Origin of the sequence: Reyranella sp. (genome assembly GCF_052439685.1) — a bacterium.
Classification (GTDB): domain Bacteria; phylum Pseudomonadota; class Alphaproteobacteria; order Reyranellales; family Reyranellaceae; genus Reyranella.
On sequence record NZ_JBQVQG010000028.1, the window covers coordinates 46,043 to 65,514 of the forward strand.

At 66.2% G+C, this 19,472-nt stretch carries 23 protein-coding genes and 2 pseudogenes; 11 read left to right on the forward strand and 14 right to left on the reverse strand.

Going from position 1 to position 19,472, the window contains the following annotated elements:
• Positions 1 to 3: 3 nt before the first annotated feature.
• From ACT6UX_RS25110 to hsdR, 4 genes and pseudogenes are all read right to left on the reverse strand, one after another.
• A complete protein-coding gene (locus ACT6UX_RS25110; RefSeq protein WP_444777888.1) occupies positions 4 to 1,719 on the reverse strand; it encodes a restriction endonuclease subunit S in 1,716 nt (571 codons plus the stop codon).
• Positions 1,716 to 3,173 (reverse strand): N-6 DNA methylase, encoded by a 1,458-nt coding sequence (locus ACT6UX_RS25115; protein WP_444777889.1) that lies wholly within the window; start codon positions 3,171 to 3,173, stop codon positions 1,716 to 1,718. The genes ACT6UX_RS25110 and ACT6UX_RS25115 overlap by 4 nt, the downstream gene beginning before the upstream one ends.
• Before the next feature lie 12 nt (positions 3,174 to 3,185).
• A complete protein-coding gene (locus ACT6UX_RS25120; RefSeq protein WP_444777909.1) occupies positions 3,186 to 3,968 on the reverse strand; it encodes a PGN_0703 family putative restriction endonuclease in 783 nt (260 codons plus the stop codon).
• A pseudogene (hsdR, locus tag ACT6UX_RS25125) lies at positions 3,942 to 6,359 on the reverse strand (EcoAI/FtnUII family type I restriction enzme subunit R); the annotation flags it as partial. The pseudogene hsdR and the gene ACT6UX_RS25120, both read right to left, overlap by 27 nt.
• A 111-nt stretch (positions 6,360 to 6,470) precedes the next feature.
• Between hsdR and ACT6UX_RS25130 the strand changes: the two are divergent.
• From ACT6UX_RS25130 to ACT6UX_RS25145, 4 genes are all read left to right on the forward strand, one after another.
• The gene (locus ACT6UX_RS25130; RefSeq protein WP_444777890.1) at positions 6,471 to 6,722 is read left to right on the forward strand and encodes a type II toxin-antitoxin system RelE family toxin; all 252 of its coding nucleotides are present in this window, start codon (positions 6,471 to 6,473) and stop codon (positions 6,720 to 6,722) included.
• Between the two features lie 9 nt (positions 6,723 to 6,731).
• Positions 6,732 to 7,085, forward strand: coding sequence for a helix-turn-helix domain-containing protein (locus ACT6UX_RS25135; protein WP_444777891.1), 354 nt, complete (start codon positions 6,732 to 6,734; stop codon positions 7,083 to 7,085).
• Between the two features lie 28 nt (positions 7,086 to 7,113).
• The gene (locus ACT6UX_RS25140) at positions 7,114 to 7,512 is read left to right on the forward strand and encodes a hypothetical protein (RefSeq protein WP_444777892.1); all 399 of its coding nucleotides are present in this window, start codon (positions 7,114 to 7,116) and stop codon (positions 7,510 to 7,512) included.
• Between the two features lie 132 nt (positions 7,513 to 7,644).
• The gene (locus ACT6UX_RS25145) at positions 7,645 to 9,036 is read left to right on the forward strand and encodes a DUF2252 domain-containing protein (protein WP_444777893.1); all 1,392 of its coding nucleotides are present in this window, start codon (positions 7,645 to 7,647) and stop codon (positions 9,034 to 9,036) included.
• A gap of 15 nt (positions 9,037 to 9,051) precedes the next feature.
• Here ACT6UX_RS25145 and ACT6UX_RS25150 read toward each other — a convergent pair whose 3' ends face one another.
• The 4 genes from ACT6UX_RS25150 to ACT6UX_RS25165 all read right to left on the reverse strand — a co-directional run bounded on the left by ACT6UX_RS25150 (position 9,052) and on the right by ACT6UX_RS25165 (position 11,580).
• Entirely contained in the window at positions 9,052 to 9,555 is a 504-nt protein-coding gene (locus tag ACT6UX_RS25150) for an SRPBCC family protein (RefSeq protein WP_444777894.1), read from the reverse strand.
• 3 nt (positions 9,556 to 9,558) lie between these two features.
• Complete coding sequence (locus ACT6UX_RS25155) at positions 9,559 to 9,894, reverse strand: ArsR/SmtB family transcription factor (RefSeq protein WP_444777895.1); 336 nt, start codon at positions 9,892 to 9,894, stop codon at positions 9,559 to 9,561.
• An 82-nt stretch (positions 9,895 to 9,976) separates the two neighbouring features.
• Positions 9,977 to 10,540: a hypothetical protein gene (locus ACT6UX_RS25160; RefSeq protein WP_444777896.1), complete on the reverse strand. Its 564-nt coding sequence runs from the start codon at positions 10,538 to 10,540 to the stop codon at positions 9,977 to 9,979.
• 284 nt (positions 10,541 to 10,824) lie between these two features.
• Positions 10,825 to 11,580 (reverse strand): S24 family peptidase, encoded by a 756-nt coding sequence (locus ACT6UX_RS25165; RefSeq protein WP_444777897.1) that lies wholly within the window; start codon positions 11,578 to 11,580, stop codon positions 10,825 to 10,827.
• A 94-nt stretch (positions 11,581 to 11,674) separates the two neighbouring features.
• On the opposite strand from ACT6UX_RS25165, the gene ACT6UX_RS25170 reads away from it, so the two are divergent.
• A complete protein-coding gene (locus tag ACT6UX_RS25170; RefSeq protein WP_444777898.1) occupies positions 11,675 to 11,893 on the forward strand; it encodes a hypothetical protein in 219 nt (72 codons plus the stop codon).
• A 137-nt stretch (positions 11,894 to 12,030) separates the two neighbouring features.
• Here the strand turns inward: ACT6UX_RS25170 and ACT6UX_RS25175 are convergent, their stop codons facing one another.
• Positions 12,031 to 12,609, reverse strand: a complete 579-nt coding sequence (locus tag ACT6UX_RS25175) for a thermonuclease family protein (RefSeq protein ID WP_444777899.1) — start codon at positions 12,607 to 12,609, stop codon at positions 12,031 to 12,033.
• Between the two features lie 102 nt (positions 12,610 to 12,711).
• Between ACT6UX_RS25175 and ACT6UX_RS25180 the strand changes: the two genes are divergently transcribed.
• On the forward strand, positions 12,712 to 12,957 hold the full coding sequence (locus ACT6UX_RS25180; RefSeq protein ID WP_444777900.1) for a hypothetical protein: 246 nt from the start codon (positions 12,712 to 12,714) through the stop codon (positions 12,955 to 12,957).
• Entirely contained in the window at positions 12,957 to 13,364 is a 408-nt protein-coding gene (locus ACT6UX_RS25185; protein WP_444777901.1) for a terminase small subunit-like protein, read from the forward strand. The genes ACT6UX_RS25180 and ACT6UX_RS25185 overlap by 1 nt, the downstream gene beginning before the upstream one ends.
• 244 nt (positions 13,365 to 13,608) lie before the next feature.
• On the opposite strand, the gene ACT6UX_RS25190 is transcribed toward ACT6UX_RS25185, so the two are convergent.
• The 3 genes and pseudogenes from ACT6UX_RS25190 to ACT6UX_RS25200 all read right to left on the reverse strand — a co-directional run.
• Positions 13,609 to 14,841 carry an acetyl-CoA C-acetyltransferase gene (locus ACT6UX_RS25190; RefSeq protein WP_444777902.1) on the reverse strand — a complete coding sequence of 411 codons (1,233 nt, stop codon included), beginning with the start codon at positions 14,839 to 14,841 and terminating at the stop codon, positions 13,609 to 13,611.
• A gap of 25 nt (positions 14,842 to 14,866) precedes the next feature.
• Positions 14,867 to 15,652 (reverse strand): SDR family NAD(P)-dependent oxidoreductase, encoded by a 786-nt coding sequence (locus ACT6UX_RS25195; protein ID WP_444777903.1) that lies wholly within the window; start codon positions 15,650 to 15,652, stop codon positions 14,867 to 14,869.
• 187 nt (positions 15,653 to 15,839) lie between these two features.
• A pseudogene (locus tag ACT6UX_RS25200) lies at positions 15,840 to 15,962 on the reverse strand (IS5/IS1182 family transposase); the annotation flags it as partial.
• Positions 15,963 to 16,228: 266 nt separating this feature from the next.
• On the opposite strand from ACT6UX_RS25200, the gene ACT6UX_RS25205 reads away from it, so the two are divergent.
• Positions 16,229 to 16,531: an antibiotic biosynthesis monooxygenase family protein gene (locus ACT6UX_RS25205; protein ID WP_444777904.1), complete on the forward strand. Its 303-nt coding sequence runs from the start codon at positions 16,229 to 16,231 to the stop codon at positions 16,529 to 16,531.
• A gap of 245 nt (positions 16,532 to 16,776) precedes the next feature.
• On the opposite strand, the gene ACT6UX_RS25210 is transcribed toward ACT6UX_RS25205, so the two are convergent.
• The gene (locus ACT6UX_RS25210; protein ID WP_444777905.1) at positions 16,777 to 17,229 is read right to left on the reverse strand and encodes a helix-turn-helix domain-containing protein; all 453 of its coding nucleotides are present in this window, start codon (positions 17,227 to 17,229) and stop codon (positions 16,777 to 16,779) included.
• A gap of 180 nt (positions 17,230 to 17,409) precedes the next feature.
• On the opposite strand from ACT6UX_RS25210, the gene ACT6UX_RS25215 reads away from it, so the two are divergent.
• Positions 17,410 to 18,189 carry a DUF5131 family protein gene (locus ACT6UX_RS25215; RefSeq protein WP_444777906.1) on the forward strand — a complete coding sequence of 260 codons (780 nt, stop codon included), beginning with the start codon at positions 17,410 to 17,412 and terminating at the stop codon, positions 18,187 to 18,189.
• 62 nt (positions 18,190 to 18,251) lie between these two features.
• Positions 18,252 to 18,617 (forward strand): hypothetical protein, encoded by a 366-nt coding sequence (locus ACT6UX_RS25220; RefSeq protein WP_298318166.1) that lies wholly within the window; start codon positions 18,252 to 18,254, stop codon positions 18,615 to 18,617.
• Positions 18,618 to 18,635: 18 nt separating this feature from the next.
• Here the strand turns inward: ACT6UX_RS25220 and ACT6UX_RS25225 are convergent, their stop codons facing one another.
• The gene (locus tag ACT6UX_RS25225; RefSeq protein WP_444777907.1) at positions 18,636 to 19,199 is read right to left on the reverse strand and encodes a hypothetical protein; all 564 of its coding nucleotides are present in this window, start codon (positions 19,197 to 19,199) and stop codon (positions 18,636 to 18,638) included.
• 112 nt (positions 19,200 to 19,311) lie between these two features.
• On the opposite strand from ACT6UX_RS25225, the gene ACT6UX_RS25230 reads away from it, so the two are divergent.
• A partial coding sequence (locus ACT6UX_RS25230; RefSeq protein ID WP_444777910.1) for a LysR family transcriptional regulator occupies positions 19,312 to 19,472 on the forward strand: 161 nt, incomplete at its 3' end.

The following is a 19,472-nucleotide window of genomic DNA, read 5'->3' on the forward strand; positions in this document are numbered from 1 at the left end:
GCGTCAGGCCGCCGCTTCCAGTCGATCATCCGAAGGCTCCAGGGCCTCGTGCAGCAGCGCATCGAGCAGCCTGCTCCGCGCTGTCTCCTCCGCGGCAAGGCTCGCTTCCAGTCGGTCGCAAAGGGACATCAGCATATCTACGCGGGTGACGATACGCTGTTGCTCGTGCACAGGCGGTATTGGGATTGCAAGGGGTTTGAGCTTTGCTGCCTTGATCCCCCTGGCCGTCATACCAGTGGCGTGGCTGTCGATAAGGTGCTGCATGACATCGCTCATCAAGAACAGCATCAATAGCCGGGTGTTGATCTTCCCATAGGGCTGAAAGCAGATTGCACGCTGAGCGAGTGCAAAGGGCTCCTCGATATCATTCAGGCAAATGTTTGCGAGTGGCGCTTCGGTGGTGAAGAAAAGGTCGCCGACTTCGGGAAAGCCGCGCGTCATCCAAGTCTTGAAGGTTGCCAGTGAAATGTATTCCCGCGGCTCGCGGTTCAGGTACCCCCTGCGAATGTTCTTCGCGGTAATAAGCGGAATTCCACCATCCGTCTTAGGGGGCGTATTGCCCCGATAGTCAATGAAGAGAAAGAGGTTTTCGAATGACTGCAGCGACCAGCCAGGCGGAAGCGTCATGGGAAACTCCGCCCGTGCCGGATCGGGAGCGATCCTGATGCGCGGGTCGCTTGTTAGGCTTTTTCTTTCGGCTTTTTTCTTTGCGATCCGCTTTAATAACTCTGACGTCGGTTCATCCGTCGGATCCTGCGGGACGAGCCTGCCTCTCACCGCGAGACTAAGGATCGCCTGCCGCAGCTGCTTGATCTGATCGGGCTGCGCCGTCATCGAGGGCAGCGCGTCGAGGGCGAAGCGGGCGTCGGTCTGGAAGGTCTCGGGGGCGGGATCGTTGAGGCGGGCGAGGCTTGCGGCGGTCAGGCGATCCCGTGTTTCCTCCCGTGCCGTCCGTGACTTCTCGAGCTGGTCGCACAGAGCCATCAATTCATCGACCTTGGCGACGATGCGGTGTTGTTCCGCAAAAGGAGGCAAACCAAAAGCCAAACTGAGAAGTATCGACTGGTTCAAGTTCTGCATAGTTGAACCAACGGCAGTCCCGTTGAGGTATTCACGGGAAAACGGGGAGCCAATGAGCAGGACCAGAAATCGCGCGAATATGCACCGCGACGGTCGAAGGATGAGGCTTCCTGTTCCACACAGCCACCCCTGCTCATGTTCCGAGACAACGGCGCAGCGGCCCATTTCACCGCGGCGCCCCATAACGATATCGTTGGCTCGAAGCTTGAAGGTGGCCAGTCGCAATAGGGTATCCGTCCCAACTGCCATCTTTTCGATCGGCACTATTCTTTCATTTTGAATGGATGCAGGGTTGATTACCGGCGTGCCGCCAACTTGGTAGTCACTCTGGTGGAGGGAGCTGCCGAACGGACCCGTCTGCAATTCATCCAGCACTTGCGCAATGCTCGCGGCAGACCAGCCAGGCGGCAGCGCGAACGGCAGCTCGCTGGCGGTTGCCGAATGCTTCTTCCCTGATCTCGACAACAACGAAGTTGCAGAGACCCTCTTCAGCGACTCCGGCGCCGGTTCATCCCTCGAATCCTGCGACACCAGCTTCCCGCGCACGGCCAAATCGAGGATGAACCGCCGCAGCCGCGCGATCGCGTCTGGCGCCTCGGCAATCTTCTCATAGTGCGCCAGAAGCCGCTCCGCGTTCATCGGGCCAGCGCCTCGGCCAGGATCGCCTTCAACTGGTCGCGCAGCCGCGCGGTCTCGGCCTCGGCGGCGGTGAGGTCGGCCAGCAGGGTTTCCGGGTCGCCGTGGTCGTCGGCGACGGTGTGCGGGTTCTTGATGTCGAGATTGTAGCCGCGGGCCTTGACCTCTTCGGCCGTCACCTTCCAGGCGCGCGGGCCTTCGTCGCGGCCCCTACGTTTGGCGCCGCCCCACCAGTCGATGCAGTCCTGCAGGTGTTCGAGGCGGATCGGCCGGGTCATCGAGTAGGCCTTCTGGCCCTCGGGCACGCGATGCTCCCAGTACCAGATGTCCTTCGTCGGCGTGCCTTTCTCGAAGAACAGCAGGTTAGTGCCGATGGAGGCATAGGGCCGGAACACCGAGTTGGGCAGCCGCACGATGGTGTGCAGGTTGCACTCCTCCATCAGGTGTTCCTTCAGCCGCGTCTTCACGCCCTCGCCGAACAGCGAGCCGTCCGGCAGCACCACGGCGGCACGGCCGCCGGTCTTCAGCAGGCGCACGATCAGCGCGAGGAACAGGTCGGCGGTTTCCTTTGTGCGGAAGTGCGTCGGGAAGTTGCTCTCGATGCCGTCTTCCTCGCGGCCGCCGAACGGTGGGTTGGTCAGCACGATGTCGACCCGGTCGGACTGGCTGTAGCTGATGTAGGGCCGCGCCAGCGTATTGTCGTGATGCACGAAGCTGGGGTCCTCGACGCCGTGCAGCAGCATGTTGGTGACGCAGAGCATATGCGGCAGCTGCTTCTTCTCGACCGCGCGCAACGCCGCCTGCATCGTGGCTTCGTCGTTGGGCCTCCTCACGTACTTGGCACGCATGTGGCGCATGGCGCCGGTGAGGAAGCCGCCCGTGCCGCAGGCCGGGTCGAGCAGCAGCTCGCCGGGGCGCGGGTCGATGCGGTCGGTCATGAAGGCGGTCACGGCGCGCGGCGTGTAGTATTCACCCGCATTGCCGGCCGACTGCAGGTCGTTGAGGATCTGCTCGTAGATGTCGCCGAAATGCTGGCGTTCGCTGAGATCGTTGAAGTCGATCTCGTTGATGCGGTTGACCACCTGCCGCATCAGCTGGCCGGACTTCATGTAGTTGTAGGCGTCCTCGAACACGTCCTTGACGACGCGCCGCCGGTCGCCCGGCCGTGTCGAGGTTGGCAGCTCCTTCAGCGCCGGGAACAGCTCGCCGTTGATGAAGGCGAGCAGCGCGTCGCCGGTGATGCCCTCGGGGTCCGCCGCCCAGCTCCGCCATTGCAGCTTCTTCGGGATCGGCGAGCGATAGGCGTCCTTGGTGAGCTCCAGCTCCTGGTCCTGGTCGTCGATGATCTTGAGGAAGAACATCCAGCACAGCTGGCTGATGCGTTGGGCATCGCCATCGACGCCACTGTCCTGGCGCATGATGTCCTGGATGGATTTGACGGCGTTACGCACGGGCATGGACTGGACCGACTAGGGGTGAAAGCGCTCGACGATCGCCCGGGCGTGATCGCCCACCGGGGAAGGCGAAGCGGGCCACATAGCGAGCCACTCCCTATAGCTGATCGACTGGAAAGAAACCTCGGCCTCCCGCACGGCCGCGGCAAATCGTGCGATCTCCTCGCGATGACGGGCGAACGATGCCGCGGGAATGGGGCTGCCCTTGAGGGAGGCGGGCTCCGCGAACAGATAGACCAGGACCGGCGCCTTGCCCTTGCGGCGCCCGTCGGTCACGAGCCCGAAGGCGTGCTTCACCAGTTGTGCCGCATCGAGGAATTCGAACGTCTGCTGCCCCGACGCGAGGGCATCGCGCATCGCTTCGTAGGGCTTCAGGTCCGGCCCCCAGTCAACGCGGCTGTAGGCGGCCGAAAAAATCGGTTTCTTGCGATCCCGATAGGGCTCGAATCGCTTGGATTCGACGCCGATAAGCTGGTCGCCGGTCTCCACGACCGCATCGAGCCAGGGGTGCTTCCCGCCACGGAACGGAAAGCGCGCGCTGTATTCGACATCGACCAGAGAGGCCGTCGCATGCGGCTTCATGCCGGGCAGGGGCGGTAGCTCGCCTGGACGCTCGGCGAACCAGCCGAACGTGTTGCAGGCCAGTGCCGCCGAACTCTCCGGGCTGGCGAATTTCCCGCTTTCTATTTCGGCGCCGCCGGCCTTGGCCAGGCGTGCAAGGACGTGCGCCGCGGACACGCCGGGCAGAAAATCGTCGTGCATAGGCTGGGTGGTCTCCTGGTACAGCTCGGCCTGCATCTCCCGCACGGCCTGCTCGAAGCCTTGCCGGTCGCCGAACGCCCGGATCAGCTGAAAGGGGGTGCCCAGCCCCGTGAAGGGGGCGATTCGGAGCACGTTGGTGTCGTCGAGATTGAGCACGCCTTCGTCGGCATACTTGGCCAGCAGCGCGTCGAGCACCGCTCGGGCCTGCGGGCCGTACTTGGCGAACACGTCGCGCTTCTTCACGTTGTCGGCGCGCTCGCGGCGGGTCAACGGCTTGCGGTCGAAGGCGACGTGGCAGATGAGGTCGAACGGGTCGAGGTCCTTGCCGACTTCCTCGGCGACCGGATCGAGCAGCAGGCCCTCGGCGGCGAGTTCGTCGATCACCGCCTGCTTGCGCTCGGCCGCCTTCCAGCGCTTCAGGAAGTCGTCGAGGCTAGTGAAGCGCTTCTCGAGGGTGGTCTTGGTGAAGTCGCGCAGCGTCTCGGTGATCAGCTTGCCGTTCTCGTCGAGATACTCGACGCGCTCGGCGACGATGGTCGCGGTCACGCCGTCGACACAGACCTTGCGCCGATCGCTGAAGCCGCCTTTCGATGCCGAGGGAAAGGGAAAGCCGTCGACGATGGTCTCGTCGTCGCCCGGCTGGGGCGGGATAGGATCCTCGTCGTCGGGCGGGACGGGGGATTCGTCCGGCCCGGGCTCGTAGATCTGCACCGGCTCGCCGTCGAAATCCGGGTCGGCGAAATGGTTGGTGGCGCCGCGGAAGTCGATCAGGGTGAAATAGAACTTCTTGGTGTCCTCGTGGACGCGGGTGCCGCGCCCGACGATCTGCTTGAACTCGGTCATCGAGCCGACCTCGCGGTCGAGCACGATGAGGCGGCAGGTCTGGGCATCGACGCCGGTCGACAGCAGGCGGGAGGTCGTGACCAGCACCGGGTAGGGCGATTCCGGATCGATGAAGTTGCCGAGCTGGTCGGTGCCTTCCTTGTCGTTGCCGGTGATGCGCATGACGTAGCGCGCATTCGCCTGCACGAGGTCGGCATTCTCGTTGACCAGCGCCTGGCGCATGCGCGCCGCATGTTCCTGGTCGACGCAGAAGACGATGGTCTTCTGGAAACGGTCGCCGCTCTGCTTCAGGAACTCCGTGACCTTCCGGGCCACCAGCCGGGTGCGGTCGTCGAGCACCAGCGTGCGCTCGAAGTCCCTGGCGTTGTCGATGGGGTCGTCGACCTCGTCGCCGTCTCGGTCGAACTGGCCCTTTTCCGGCCGGTAACCCTCGACGTCGGGGTCGATAGGGACTTTCACGACCTTGCAGGGCGCGAGGAAGCCGTCGCGGATGCCCTGCTTCAGCGTGTAGGAGAACACCGGCTTGCCGAAATAGGCGATGTTCGAGGTGTAGGTGGTTGCCTTCGGCGTCGCGGTGAGGCCGATCTGCGTCGCCGAGTCGAAGTATTCGAGGATTTCCCGCCACGCGCTGTCCTCGGCGGCGCTGCCCCGGTGGCATTCGTCGATGACGATGAGGTCGAAGAAGCCCGGCGAGAAGCTCTTGTAGAGTTTCTGGCGCTCCTCCGGTCCGGTCAGCGACTGGTACAGGCCGAGATAGACCTCGTGGGACTTGTCGACCTGCCGCGTGCCGTCGACGGCGAGCGCCAGTTCCTCCTTCGTGCCGTCGGCCTTCTCGATGGTCTTTGACCGCGTGCTGAGCTTGGCCATGACGCCGCCGAACGGGCGGAAGTCGTTCACCATCGTCTGGTCGATCAGCACGTTGCGGTTGGCCAGGAAGAGGATGCGCCTCTCGCGCCCGGCCTTCCAGAGCCGCCAGATGATCTGGAAGGCGGTGTAGGTCTTGCCGGTTCCGGTCGCCATTACGAGCAGGATGCGCTGCTGGCCCTTGGCGATGGCCTCGACGGCGGCGTTGATGGCGTTGACCTGATAGTAGCGCGGGCCCTTGCCGCCATAATATGGCTGCAGGACGATCTGTTCCGCCTCTCGCGTCAGCCCTTTCCATTGGCGGTAGCGTTCCCACAGGTCGGCGGGCGAGGGGAAGGCATCGAGGGGCAGGTCGACCTCGACCGGCTGGGCGTTGCCGGTCCGATCGTGAAAGACGAAGCCGTCGCCGTTGGACGAGAAGACGAAGGGGATGCCCAGCGTCTCGGCATAGTCCAGCGCCTGCTGCATGCCGTCGCCGACGCTGCGGGAATTGTCCTTGGCCTCGATGACGGCGAGCGGGATGTTCGGCTTGTAGGAGAGGATGTAGTCCGCCCGCTTGAGCGCGCCGCGGCTGACCAGCTTGCCGCGGACCATGATGCGGCCCTTGGTGAAGGACTTTTCCTCGAGAATCTGAGTGTCGACATCCCAGCCCGCCTTTGTCACGGCCGGCGTGATGAATTTCGTGCAGATGTCGCGCTCGCTCAGAGCCTTCTTGTCCATGCAGCGGATACAGCTCCCCCGTGCAACATTGTTACTCGCCGCCCGGTGCCGTTGCCATGCTTATGAGACAAGTTGCTTGCTAATATATTAGCTATCAGCTAATATTAGACCGTGACAACAGTCGCCTACAGTAAATCAGCGCTCAAGGTGCTGAGCCGGCTGCAGCCCAAGCTGGCGGCGCGGATCATGGAGAAAGTCGACCAGTTCGCTGCCGATCCGCAAGCCCAGGCCAACAATGTGAAGGCTTTGGCCGGATCGCCCTATATCCGTCTTCGTGTCGGCGACTGGAGAGTCATCATGGACGAGCAGGGTACCGTGCTACTGGTCCTCGAAATCGGCCCTCGGGGCGACATCTACAGGTAGGAGGCGAGCGTGCAGATCATCACCACCCCGAACGGCGAGCGTCTCGTCATCCTGCCGCTCGCGGACTACGAACAGCTCGTCGACCAGGCCGACATTGCGAAGGCGAACAAGGTCGTGCGCGACATTGCGGCGGGTGACGATGAGGTCGTACCGGCGGAGGTCGTGCGCCGTCTCATCGCCGGCGAAAACAAGGTCAGGGTCTGGCGCAGCCATCGCGGACTGTCGGGGCGCGAGCTTGCGGCCGCCGCCGGCGTCAGCGCCCCGTTCATCTCCGAGATCGAGAGCGGCAAGAAGGATGGAAGCGTGTCGGTGATGAAGAAGATTGCCGACGTGCTGAAGGTCGATCTCGACGACCTGGTGTGAGTCGGCGGGGCGGTGACGGGGCGCATCGATGGAGTTCAAACCGATTCTCCGGCTCGACACGATGTACGGGCATTGCGACGAGCTGAAGATCGAGTTCCGCGAAATGGATCTCATCGCCACCGTTCAGTACTACCGCACGGCCGGCACCTTCAGCAGGATCTTCACCTTCGGCTTCGTGCAGGGCCACAGCCTCTATTCCGAGATGTTGATGCCGCTCACGGCGCGGCACTGCATCGATCAACTCTGTGAAGTGGCCGGTTCCGAATGGGTGGATCGATACAGAGAGCGCGTGTCGTCCGATCTGCGCGGTCTCCGCCACTACGCGATCTACTTCACCAAGTGCGGCTATCTCGAAGTCCTCAGCCATCGACTCGAAATCGGACCGGAAATCGTGGCTGCGGACCCCGTGCAGACCAAAGGACTTTGAGACTGCGGGGTCGACGCGTTCCAGGTCGATCTGGACGACGCATGTGACGCACTGGCCGGAGAATGCGGCGGCTTCTATCCTGAGGGCGAGCCGCGGGGACTACACGCGGGCGGGGATGGAGCGGGACCAGACATGAAAAAGGCGCGCAAGACCACGCAGAGGGAACCGGCGTTCCTGCATGCCGACGAGCGGCGCGCCGCCGGGAAGGCGATCCGCGAGACGGTGCCGCGGGTCTCGCATGCCCACTGGAAGGCGCCGAAGGACCGGGCCGACATCGTCGAGATCATCGAGCGCTCCAACAAGGGGCGGCTCGAGCACCTGATCCCGATCCGCCACGGGCGCATGATGGAATCGGCCTTCGCCTTCTATCGCGGCACCGCCGACATCATGGCGGCCGACCTCGCCACGACGCCGGTCTCGGGACTGCGGGTACAGGCCTGCGGCGACGCCCATCTCTGCAACTTCGGCGGCTTCGCCACGCCCGAGCGGCGGGTGATCTTCGACATCAACGATTTCGACGAGACCCTGCCCGGCCCGTGGGAGTGGGACGTCAAGCGCCTGGCCGCCAGCCTGGTCGTGGCCGGCCGCCAGATCGGCCTGGCCGAGAGCGATGCGGTGCGCGCCGCCCGCGCCGCCGCCAGCTCCTATCGCGAGCGCATGTCGGACTATGCCGGGATGCGGGCGCTCGACGTCTGGTACGATGCGATCGACCTCGACCGCTTCATCAAGGCCGTCGACTCGCCCGAGCGGCAGGAGATCATCCGCAAGCGCCTCGAGAAGATCGAGGAGAAGAACGTCCCCGACTATCTGTTCCCCAAGCTCGCCGACCATGTCGGCGACACGCCGCGCATCAAGGACGATCCGCCGCTGATCTTCCATCCGACGCCGGAGCAGACGCCCGGCCTCCACACGCAGTTCGGCGACGCCATCCGGCAGTATCGCGAATCGCTGCCCGAGCATCTGCGCACCCTGTTCGACCGCTACGAGTTCTGCGACCTCGCCATCAAGGTGGTGGGCGTGGGCAGCGTCGGACGGATGTGCGGCGTGGTCCTGTTCATGGCCGACAGCCGCGATCCCATCTTCCTGCAGGTCAAGGAGGCCGTGCCCTCGGTGCTGGAGCCCTATGTCGGCAAAAGCCTGCACGACAATCACGGCCAGCGCGTCGTGGCGGGCCAGCGGCTGATGCAGTCGGCCAGCGACCTGTTCCTCGGCTGGACGCGCGGCCTCGACGGGCGCTCGCACTATGTCCGCCAGCTGCGCGACATGAAGATCAGCGCCGTCGTCGAGAGCTTCGATGCCGGCGACCTGCGCACCTACGGCCGGATCTGCGCCTGGGCGCTGGCGCGCGCCCATGCCCGCTCGGGCGACCCGGCGATGATCGCGGGCTATCTCGGCGGCAGCGAGACCTTCGACGACGCCATCGCCGATTTCTCGGTCGAGTATGCCGACCAGGCCCAGCGCGACTATCGCACCTTCGTCAAGGCGATCCGCCAAGGCCGCCTGAAGGCCGAGCGGCTGGGCTGAGGCCGGCGCCGCGGCTCAGGCGCCGCGGACCCGCGCCACGTGGCGCGCCAGCTTGGCCAGCGTCTGGCCGCCATATTCGACGGCGCCGAAGCCGATCGCGCCGTCGCGCTGTGCCTTCGAGGGATGCATCTGGCGCAGGGTGAGGACGGTCTTGCCGTCGCTCTGCTCGTCGAAGGTGACCAGCATGCGGAAGCGGCCGGGATCCTCGTCGCGGTCCGAGCCGTGCTCGACCTCGATCAGCGACGGCGCCTCGAGGCGCAGGAAGCGCATGCGGTTGTCGTAGCGCGTGCCGTCGGGCGCCACCATGTCGAAGCGCCACAGCCCGCCGGGCCGCAGCTCGATTTCGTGGCTCTCGATCTCGAAACCTTCGGGCCCGAACCACAGCTGGATCTGCTCCGGGTCGGTCCAGGCGGCATAGACGAGGGCGCGCGGCGCATCGATCACGCGGGTCAGCACGATCTCGCGGTCGAGGGGCCAGTCCTGCCAGGCGGAGGGCGGCGGGGTGAACGGATTGCTCATGGTCTAATGCTTCCTCTTCAGGCGTTGGACATGGGCCTCCAGCCGGTCGAGGCGCCTCTCCCACGAGGCGACGTGCCGGTGGATCCACGCCTCGGTCTCGCGCAGCGCGCGCCGCTCGATGCGGCAGGTCCGCACCCGCCCGGTCTTCTCGGAGCTGATCAACCCGCTGTCTTCGAGCACCCGCACATGCTTCAGGAGCGACGGCAGGGCGATCTCGAACGGCTGCGACAGCTCGCTGACCGACTTCGGCCCCTCGCACAAACGGGTGACGATCGCCCGCCGGATCGGATCGGAAAGCGCCGCGAAGGCCCGGTCGAGGTCGGTCGAATGGTTAGCCATGACGGAAACTATTATCGCGCGCGGCGGCGTGGTCAAGGGAAAGTTTCACGAGTGGCTAAGTGTTGGGATTGGCCCACCATCCTCATCCTGAGGCGGCCGCTGTGCGGCCGTCTCGAAGGATGGGCAAAGGGCGTGGTGTTCGTGCCCACCCTTCGAGACGCGGTCCGGCGGACCGCTCCTCAAGGATGAGGTGTTGGTGGGAGGCGCCGGGTAGCTCACGAGCCGCGTGATAGCGTTCGATCTGGGAGAGGAAGCCCGACCACAACGCGCGGCGCTTGGCCAACCAGGCCGCGCGCTCATCCGTGCGCCACGATCGGAACGGGATGCCGCTCCACGGCGTGCGCTTCGCGCTTTCGTGGGTCTGCAGGTGGGAGAGCCAGAGGAGGGCGGCGGCGGCGTGGGCTTCGTGGGGGAACTGGCCGAGCTGTTCGCAATCGGGCTCGAGCCAGCGGTCGAAGGCGAGGCCCAGCGCGCGCTCGACCCGCTGGAAGTCGCGGCTGCGGTGCGCGACCTCGGCGCTGCAGAGCGCGACGGCGCGGGCGCGGACGTTTTCGATGTCGGTTGCGGGCGCGGGGAGGGGGCGGCGGTGGCGGCGGATCAGCTCGGCGACGGTCTCTTTCGGGCGAACGGCGAGACTATCGGGCATGGCGACAGTATCGGATCAGGGTCCGGATTTTTCAAGGCATTATCCGGAATAAAGTCCGGATATCTCTTTGTCGTCTTGAGGGCAGCGAAAGACCTCACGGAGCGACCAGAGGACTCCCTTGCGGGCGGGAGATCCTTCGCGGCGCTCCAAGGCGGGGGTTACCCCGCCCGCGATGACAAGAGGAGAGTGCGAACGGCTCGTTCTGCCACCGTCGCTCCCGGACATTGCTGCGCAATGTCCTGACGCTCTTGGAAGGGAGGAAGATAGGCCGAGCGAAGCTCGGCCTATCTTCCTCCCTTCATCAGCTCGTCCCACTCCAGCACGCGGTAGACGCGGAACACCATCCGGCGGTCGACGTCGAATTCCTTGGGCGGACGATACTGCGCAAGCTTCAGGGTCTTCACCGAGATGCCGACCAGCAGCTTGACCACGGTCTGGCGCACGCTGGAGCCGGCGATCGGCCTGAACTCGACCACGACATGGTCGTTGACGCTGGGGGCGCGGTCGCGCTCGACGTAGATCAGGCTGTTGGGCTTGCGCCACGGCCACATCGAATCGCCCACCACGTTCAGCGCGAACACGTCGCCGCGGCCATGGATGCCCGGCGGGCGCGCGACATGGTCGATCACCGTGCCGTTCATCTCGAACTCGCCGTTGCCATCGCCGCCCATCGCCGTGCCATAGAGCGGCACGTCGTTGGTCATGTGGCCGAGCATTGGCCGGCCCGGCGCGTCGAAGGCGGGCGTGACGTTGCCGGCCAGATCGGTGACGAAGGAGGAGGCCGAGCCGTCGGCCGCCGTGGGGAACTCGCCCTGCAGCTCGGCGACGCCGACCGGACGGCCGGTCTTCTTCGCGGCACCGGCGGCCAGCCGCGCATAGGTCTTGTCGGTCAGCGTCTTGGCGCCGGTCGGGTCGTCCAGGAATTTGCGCAGCGTTCCGTCGCCCAGGCCTGAGAGCGATTCCCACTGGGCGACGTTGAGGCCGGCCCCGGCCATGAAGGCGCGCAGGGCCTGGCGGCGCTGGTTGGCGTCGAAGGCCATGCCGTCAGTCTGACATTTTCCGGAATGATTTCCGAGAGGGGAATTTTCCGGAATCCGCCTTGAAGTCGGAAAATAATCCGGATACTCTTCCGGAATGGCCTCTCCCAGACTCGCCCCTCCAGTCCTCCACCCGTTCCTGGTCGAGGACGCCGCCGACTGTCTCGGCTTCGAACGGGCCGGTGGCTACTCGGCCCGCGCCGCCCGCCTGGCAACCCGCGACGTACTGGCCGACCGCGCCCGCGAACTGGGCTATCCCGAAAGGGAGATCGAGCGGGTGGTCGAGGCGGCGCTGGCCGCCGCGTTGCTGCAATGAGTGCCTTCCGTCGTCTCGACCGGAGCCTCGCGCAGCGAGGCGGAGTGGAGAGACCTTCTCTCCACGATTTGGCGGCTCGTGGTCGAGCGAAGGTCTCTCCGCTCCGCGCTGCGCGCTCCGGTCGAGACGACGGAAAATTACGGCTCGCCCAGCCAGAGCGGCCAGCTGCCCTTGCGTGCCTTGCGGGCTTCGAACTCGGCATCGGCGTAGCGCTGGGCGGCGCGCGGTTCCCACGACAGCGGCTCGTCGAGCTCGTGGCCGTAGACGACGCCGGACGCCAGCATCGCGCCGCCGAGATCGATCGGCTGGGCCTCGTCGAGGGCGCATTGCGCGACCAGGCGGCATTCCGAATCGTAGCGCGCGATGCGGCACTTTACCTTGTGGTCGGCGCGCGACAGCAGATCTTCCAGCGTCGCCCGCGCGCGCATGCCGGGCACTGTCTCGACCCGCTGGGCATCGCGCAGCGCCGGCGCCTGCACGCCCCAGATGCGGAGCGGCGTCTTGAGGCCGCTGCCGCCCAGCGTCTCGCCGTCGAGGGCGAAGACCTGGCCGGACCAGTTCTGCGGCAGCGCACCGTGGGTGGCGGTGCAGCCCTGCGGCTTGGACGACGCCGCGGCCGGAGCGGCGGGTGTGGCAGCCGAAGGCTTGGCGTTCTGCGCCCAGGCGGCGGGCGCCAGCAGCGCGATCGAAAGGGCGGCGAGGGCAAGTCTCTTCATGCGCCGACCGTGACTTCCGTTTGAGGCGAGGTAAAGGCCGATGGCACGCAGCAGAACGATCACGCTCAAGCTTCTCCTTTTCAGCCGCGCAGGAGCGACGCGATGAGCCGCGGCCGTCCCTGGAGCGCCGACGATGCGGCGCGCCTGCGCCGGCTGGTCGCCGCCGGCGAGACCGATGGCGCCATCGCCGAGGCGATGGGGCGTCATCCCGACATGATCCGCCGTCAGCGCCGCGCCGCCGGCCTCGCGCCCGGCCAGTCGCGCGCCGCGACGGTCATGATGATGAGGGTGAACCGGCGGCGGCTGGGCCGGAAGGTCGCCGGCAAGTACGAGCCGGAGAGCCCGTGATGGCGGCGCGACCCACGCTCTACAGCGAGGCACTGGCGGCCGAGATCTGCCGCCGCCTGGCCGACGGCGAGCTGCTGTGCGACGTCTGCCGCCCGGCCCGCATGCCCAGCCGCGACACCGTGCGCCGCTGGCAAAGCGAGAACGGCCCGTTCCGCGACCGCTACGCCATCGCCCGCGACCAGCAGGCCGATGCGCTCGCCGAGGAAGCGATCCACATCGCCCGCAACGCCGACGCCGACAGCGTGACCGTCTGCCGGCTGCAGATCGACACGATCAAATGGCTCATCGCGAAGATCGCGCCGAGACGCTACGGCGACAAGCTGGTGCCCGACGCGACCGTGAACCTCTCGATCGGCGACGCGATCGAGAAGGGGCGGGAACGGGTGGCGCGGTTGCGGGCAGGGTGAGGGCGGTGGATGGAGCGTGCCATCCTGCGACGCACGGCAATCGCATGTGAAATCTTCCGTCGTCTCGACCGGAGCGCGCAGCGCGGAGTGGAGAGACCTTCCTTCCACCAATAGCCGTCAAATGGAGGAAAGAAGGTCCCTCCACTCCGCTACGCTCCGGTCGGGACGACGGGGGGTGGGTAGATGCGATAGCCCTGCGGCGACGGGGAATGTCCCGTCGCCCGCAGGATCGCCGAGGCGTTTCTCAGATGCGCTCGATGATGATCGCCGGGGCCATGCCGCCGGCGGCGCACATCGTGACGAGACCGAACTGCTTGTCCTGCCGCTCGAGCTCGTCGAGGACGGTGCCGATCAGCATGGCGCCGGTCGCGCCGATCGGGTGGCCGAGCGCGATCGAGCCGCCGTTGACGTTGACCTTGTCGCGATCGAGATCGAGATCGCGCACGAACTTCTCCGAGACGACGGCGAAGGCTTCGTTGATCTCCCAGAGGTCGATGTCGCTCGTCTTGAGACCGGCCTTCTCCAGGACCTTGCGGGCCGCCGGCACCGGCGCATTGAGCATCAGCTCGGGGCTGTCGCCCATGTTCGCCATGGCCACGACGCGGGCGCGCGGCTTGAGGCCATGGGCCTTTGCGTAGTCGGGCGACGCCAGCAGCACGGCGGCCGAGCCGTCGACGACGCCGGAGGAATTGCCGGCATGATGGACATGCTCGATCTCGAGGCCGGGATAGGCCTGCAGGATCAGCGAGCGATAGGTCATGCCCTTGTCGTCGAGCGGGACGTCGGCCATCGCCGCGAAGGCGGCCTTGAGGTTGGCCAGTCCCTCGCGAGTGGTCTGCGGACGCGGATATTCATCGCGATCGAGGGCCAGCGTGCCGTCTTCCTTGTAGACGGGGATCAGGGACTTGGCGAAGCGGCCCTCGGCGATGGCGATCGCCGCGCGTTGCTGGCTGACATAGCCCGCCTCGTCCAGCGCCTGGCGCGGGATCTTCTCCAGCGTGGCGATGGCGTCGGCGCAGATGCCCTGGTGCGTCTGGGGATGATGCAGGCGCAGGCGCAGATTGCCGTTGTCCATGACCGACGGCCCGCTGCCGCGGCTGCGGTCCATCGACATCATCTCCGTCCCGCCGGCGACCACCAGGTCTTCCATGCCCGACTTGATGCAGGCGGCGGCGAGGCTCACGGCGCTGATGCCCGAACCGCAGAAGCGGTCGATCGTGATGCCGCTCGCCTTGACGTCATAGCCGGCATCGAGGGCCGACATGCGGCCGAGATCGCCGCTCTGCTTCGAGACCTGGGCGGCCGTCCCCCAGATCACATCGCCGACTTCCTTGGTGTCGATCTTGTTGCGGTCGGCGATCGCCTTGAGGACGGTCGCGCCGAGCTGCTGCGGATGAACCTCCCACAGCGCGCCCTTGCCGGCCTTGCCGACGCCGCGCGGCGTGCGGCAGGCATCGATGATCCATGCTTCGGTCATTGTTCTGTCCTTTCCCGGTTCCAGCTCAGCGCGGCGCCATGCGGATGGCGCCATCGACGCGGACGTCCTCGCCATTGAGGTAGCCGCAGGTGATCATCGTATGGGCGACCTGGGCATATTCCTCGGGGCGTCCCAGACGCTTGGGGAACGGCACCGAGGCGGCCAGCGCCGCCTTGACGTTGTCCGGCGCGCGCGCGAGCAGCGGCGTGTCGAAGATGCCGGGCAGGATCGTATTGCAGCGAATTCCCTCGTTGGAGAGGTCGCGCGCCACGACCAGCGTGATGCCGACGACGCCGGCTTTCGAGGCGGTATAGGCGACCTGGCCGATCTGGCCGTCCTCGGCCGCGACCGAGGCGGTGTTGAGGATCACGCCGCGATCGCCATCGGCCTGCGGGGCCAGCGTCAGCATGCCCGCGGCCGACTTGGTGATGCAGCGAAACGTGCCGATGAGATTGACGTTGATGATGCGCTCGAAGTTCTCCAGCGGATATTCCTTGGGAGAACCGGTCGTGCGGTCGAGCGATGCGGTCTTCTGGGCACCGCCGCCGACGCCGGCGCAATTCACCAGGATGCGCTCCTGCCCGTGGGCCGCCCGCGCCTTCGCGAACCCGGCCTCGACCTCTTCGGTCGACGTCACGTTGACCTTGCAGAAGACGCCGCCGATTTCCGTGGCGAGCGTCTCGCCCTGTTCCGCGTTGAGGTCGAAGATCGCGACCTTCACGCCGTGCGAGGCCAGCATGCGCGAGGTGGCGGCGCCGAGGCCGGACGCGCCGCCCGTAACGACGGCGGCCACTGTCTTGTCGAGTTGCATGAGCGCTGATTCCCCCAGGATATGATGTCGTGATTGGTTCGCCCGGATTGTTAGAGCATCGCGACCGCGGTTGACCAGAGGTGCCTATCCGCCTCTCGAAACTTGGAGCCGCGATCCGAAAGCGATGGCAGCGAACGGCCGGCACCCATTGTGCGTGCCCTCGTGTTGCGAGATGGGTCGATCGTGTCTAGGTCGTGGACTCATAATTTCTGATCCACAGGCGCGCTGCGGCGAGATGGATTGCAGCGAGGAAGTTCGCTGCGGTCTTGAAGTAGCGTGTAGCGATGCCTCTGAAGTGCTTCAGGCGGTTGTCCTCATGTGGGCTTTCAGCGGGTAAACCGGAAATGGCCGACGTGCGGCCAAATCGACGCGAATGACCCACAAGGGGCATCAATGGCCTTGACCCGGTGCGGCCTACTTTTGGTTTGATAGGGTTCTCTCGGGGGCCGCGTCATTTGCGTCCAGTAACGACCTCGGGCGGTCGATCCCGCGCGAGGCTGAAATGGTGACGGTCCTATTGGAACTCCCCCTTCGTGATAGGCAAGGCATCAGGCAACAAAAGAGAGGACCGACCGTATGATCAGCCTAATAAATGTCTTCACGGTAGACCCAGCCAACCAGGATCGGCTCCTCGATTTGCTTGCGCGCGCGACCGATGAATTCGTCAGCCGGGCACCTGGCTTTGTTTCCTCGACCCTTCATCGGAGCCTCGACGGCACGAAGGTGACCATGTATGCGCAGTGGCGCAGCGCGGAAGACTATGAGGCCATGCGCCAGGATCCTGGACCGCTACCCTTTCTCGAAGAGGCGCTCAAGATCGCGAAATTTGAGCCGGGCATGTATGAGGTCGTGCGCACATTCTCGCCCATTGATAGGTAGGCTTCGCCCCCGCGCGCGAATCCGGACTTCCGCTGTTGGCCCTTCGGCGACCTCAGGAGACGTCCGCTTTCTCGCCGCTGCTAGGGGTTGAGCGGGCATCAGGGGCAGCGGCGTAATGAGTACACAGCCTAGGGCTTCGCAGTAATCGATGCCTGCGGGTCACGACTCTGGATTCCATCCCAAGCCACACGCTCACTCAGCATTCGTCCCAGACGAGCAGACGGCCGATCCAAGGCATACCTCCTTCACCCCTCGCTCTCCTGTCCCAGCCGGGCGAGCCGGGTGCGCGCGGCGGTGCGCTTGCTGTCGCGACGGTGCTTGTAGGCGAGCAGGTCTTCCGCCCGGATGCGGCGGTGGGTGCCGATCTTGTGGTGCGGGATCTCCCGGGTCTCGAGCATCTTCACGAGGAAGGGCCGGGAGACCTCGAGCATGTCGGCGGCCTGCTGGGTGGAAAGGTCCGCGCCGGACGGTACGAGCGTGACCGCGTCGCCCTTGCCGATGGCCTGCAGGAGATCGAGCATCAGGCGGGCGACCGCCGGCGGCAGGTCGACCTCGGCGCTCTTGGCGCCCTTCTTGACGTGAAGCGACAGGCCGCCGCGCCTGTCCTTGTAAGTCGCGAGGACCGTGCCGGCTGTCGCGGCCTTCTCGGCTTCGGCCTGTGTCGGGAGGCGTTCGGAAAGCGAGTCGTCGACGGGCATCGGAGTCTCCATCTGGTCCGTGTCGCCGCGGGGGCGGGCCGGGCATTATAAACGAAATAATCGCAATAGTCGAAACAGTCGAAAGCAATGTCGCAGGCCGGGGAGGGCGCCGGAATCGTCGGGTCGCCGCACGATTTGGGTTGATATACAAAGGCCGGAAAGCCCGCCCAAGGTCTTCCGATGGCCACCAGTTCGATCGAATGGACCAACGCGACCTGGAATCCGGTCGCGGGCTGCACGGTCCTGTCGCCGGGCTGCACCAACTGCTACGCGATGCGCTTGGCGGCGCGCCTCGAGGCGATGGGCATGGCGAAATATGCCGGGCTGACGCGCCTGTCGGGCGGCCGGGCGAAGTGGACGGGCGCGGTGCGGCTCGATCGCGCCGCGCTCGGCGTGCCCGAGGGCTGGAAGAAGCCGCGCATGATCTTCGTCAACTCGATGTCGGACCTCTTCTGGGAGGCGGTGCCCGAATCGTTCGTCGCCGAGGTCTGGAACGTCATGGCGCGGACGCCGCATCATACCTACCAGATCCTCACCAAGCGGCCCGAGCGCATGGAGGCGCTGACCGCGCGGCTGCCGCGGCTGCCCAACGTGTGGCTGGGCACGAGCGTCGAGAATGCCGACCATCTGTTCCGCATCGATCACCTGCGCCGCGTGCCGGCGGCCGTGCGCTTCCTGTCGCTGGAGCCGCTCCTGTCGTCGCTGGTTTCGGCGGTTCCGGGCGGCCTCGATCTCAGGGGAATCGACTGGGCCATCGCGGGTGGCGAGTCCGGTCCCGGCGCGCGGCCCGTCGATCCGGCCTGGGTGCGCGAGATCCGCGACGCCTGCCAGGCGCTGGGCACGGCGTTCTTCTTCAAACAGTGGGGCGGCACGAACAAGAAGAAGCAGGGCCGTATGCTGGATGGCAAGACCTGGGACGAGTTTCCGCAACAACCGTGCACGGGCGGCCCGCGCCCGTGAACGAAACGGTCGATCGTCGCGGGGGAATAGGCGCGGCGGGCAAGACGGGGTAAGAAGCGTCGATGTCTGATATCGAAGCGCTCCGCAAATCGCTGGCCCTCTCGTCGGAGGGGCTGGCGTCCGAAGAAAAGAAGAAGATGGCGGTCGACGCCATCACCACCATCATCGACGCGCTCGGCCGCGGCGTGGGCCCGTTCGGCGAATGGGAACAGCGCTGCCTGGCCGCCGCGATCATCGCGCTGCGCGCCGGCAAGAACGACGAGTCCCGCTCGCTGGCCCGCCGCGCCATCTGGCCCGAGGAGAACCGCCGCAATTCCGGCGTCGCCCGCCTGCTGCTGCGCCCCGGCATGCTCACCCTGGACGAGCTCACCCGCGAGCTGAACGTCGCCGTCGCCATGCCCTCGCGTCGCGTCCGGCCGGTCGAATAGGCCGCTCCGCCGTCACCGTCAGGGTGCCCGCAGCGGCGCCCGCCACTCCCCGTCACGTTCGCAATATCGCGTCATCCGCCGCTCGACCCGGTCCTCGTGGCCGAGGTCGCGCTCCGTGAAGCGGAACAGCAGGGCGCCGTCGCCCAGGCACCGCGTGTCGTGGACGTCGCCGGGCAGGTAGGCGCGCGCCTCGCCCGGCCTCAGCACGCCGCTGTCGCGCGCCACCAGCCGCTCGTCGCCGCGTTCGTCGTCCGGCACGTCGGGCACCTTCGCATAGGTGACCACCTCGAGCGTGCCCGATTGCACGCCATAGACCACCCAGGACCGGCCATGGTCGTGCGGCGGCCGGTAAAGGCCGCCCGGCTCGGCATGCGCCAGCAGGACGAACCCGTGCACGGCATCGCGATGCAGCTCGCGCGAGGCTGGCCGCTCGGCCAGCAGCGCCGCCAGCCAGTCCTCGCGCGGATCGGCGAGCGTCAGCGCCGCGAGCCCCGCCCGGCAGCGCTGGACCAGAGAACTGCCGAGTGGCCCCCAACCGCCGCGCGCTTCGGCGATGAACCGATCGAGTGAATTGTCCGCCATGCTCTTCGCCTCCTGTCCGGGATTTCGGGGAGGCAGATATTCCCGTGCGGGACCAGGCGGAAGGCGCACGGCCTGCAGACTATCGTTGCGTTCGACGCCATAGTCGGCGGCCATGGCCCGCGCCGACCTCAATCTGTTGCACACGCTCGACGTGCTCCTCGCCGAGGGCAACGTCACCCGCGCCGCCCGCCGCCTGCGGCTCAGCCCCTCGGCGATGAGCCGGGCCCTGGCGCGGCTGCGCGCCGTCACCGGCGACGCGCTGCTGGTGCGCGC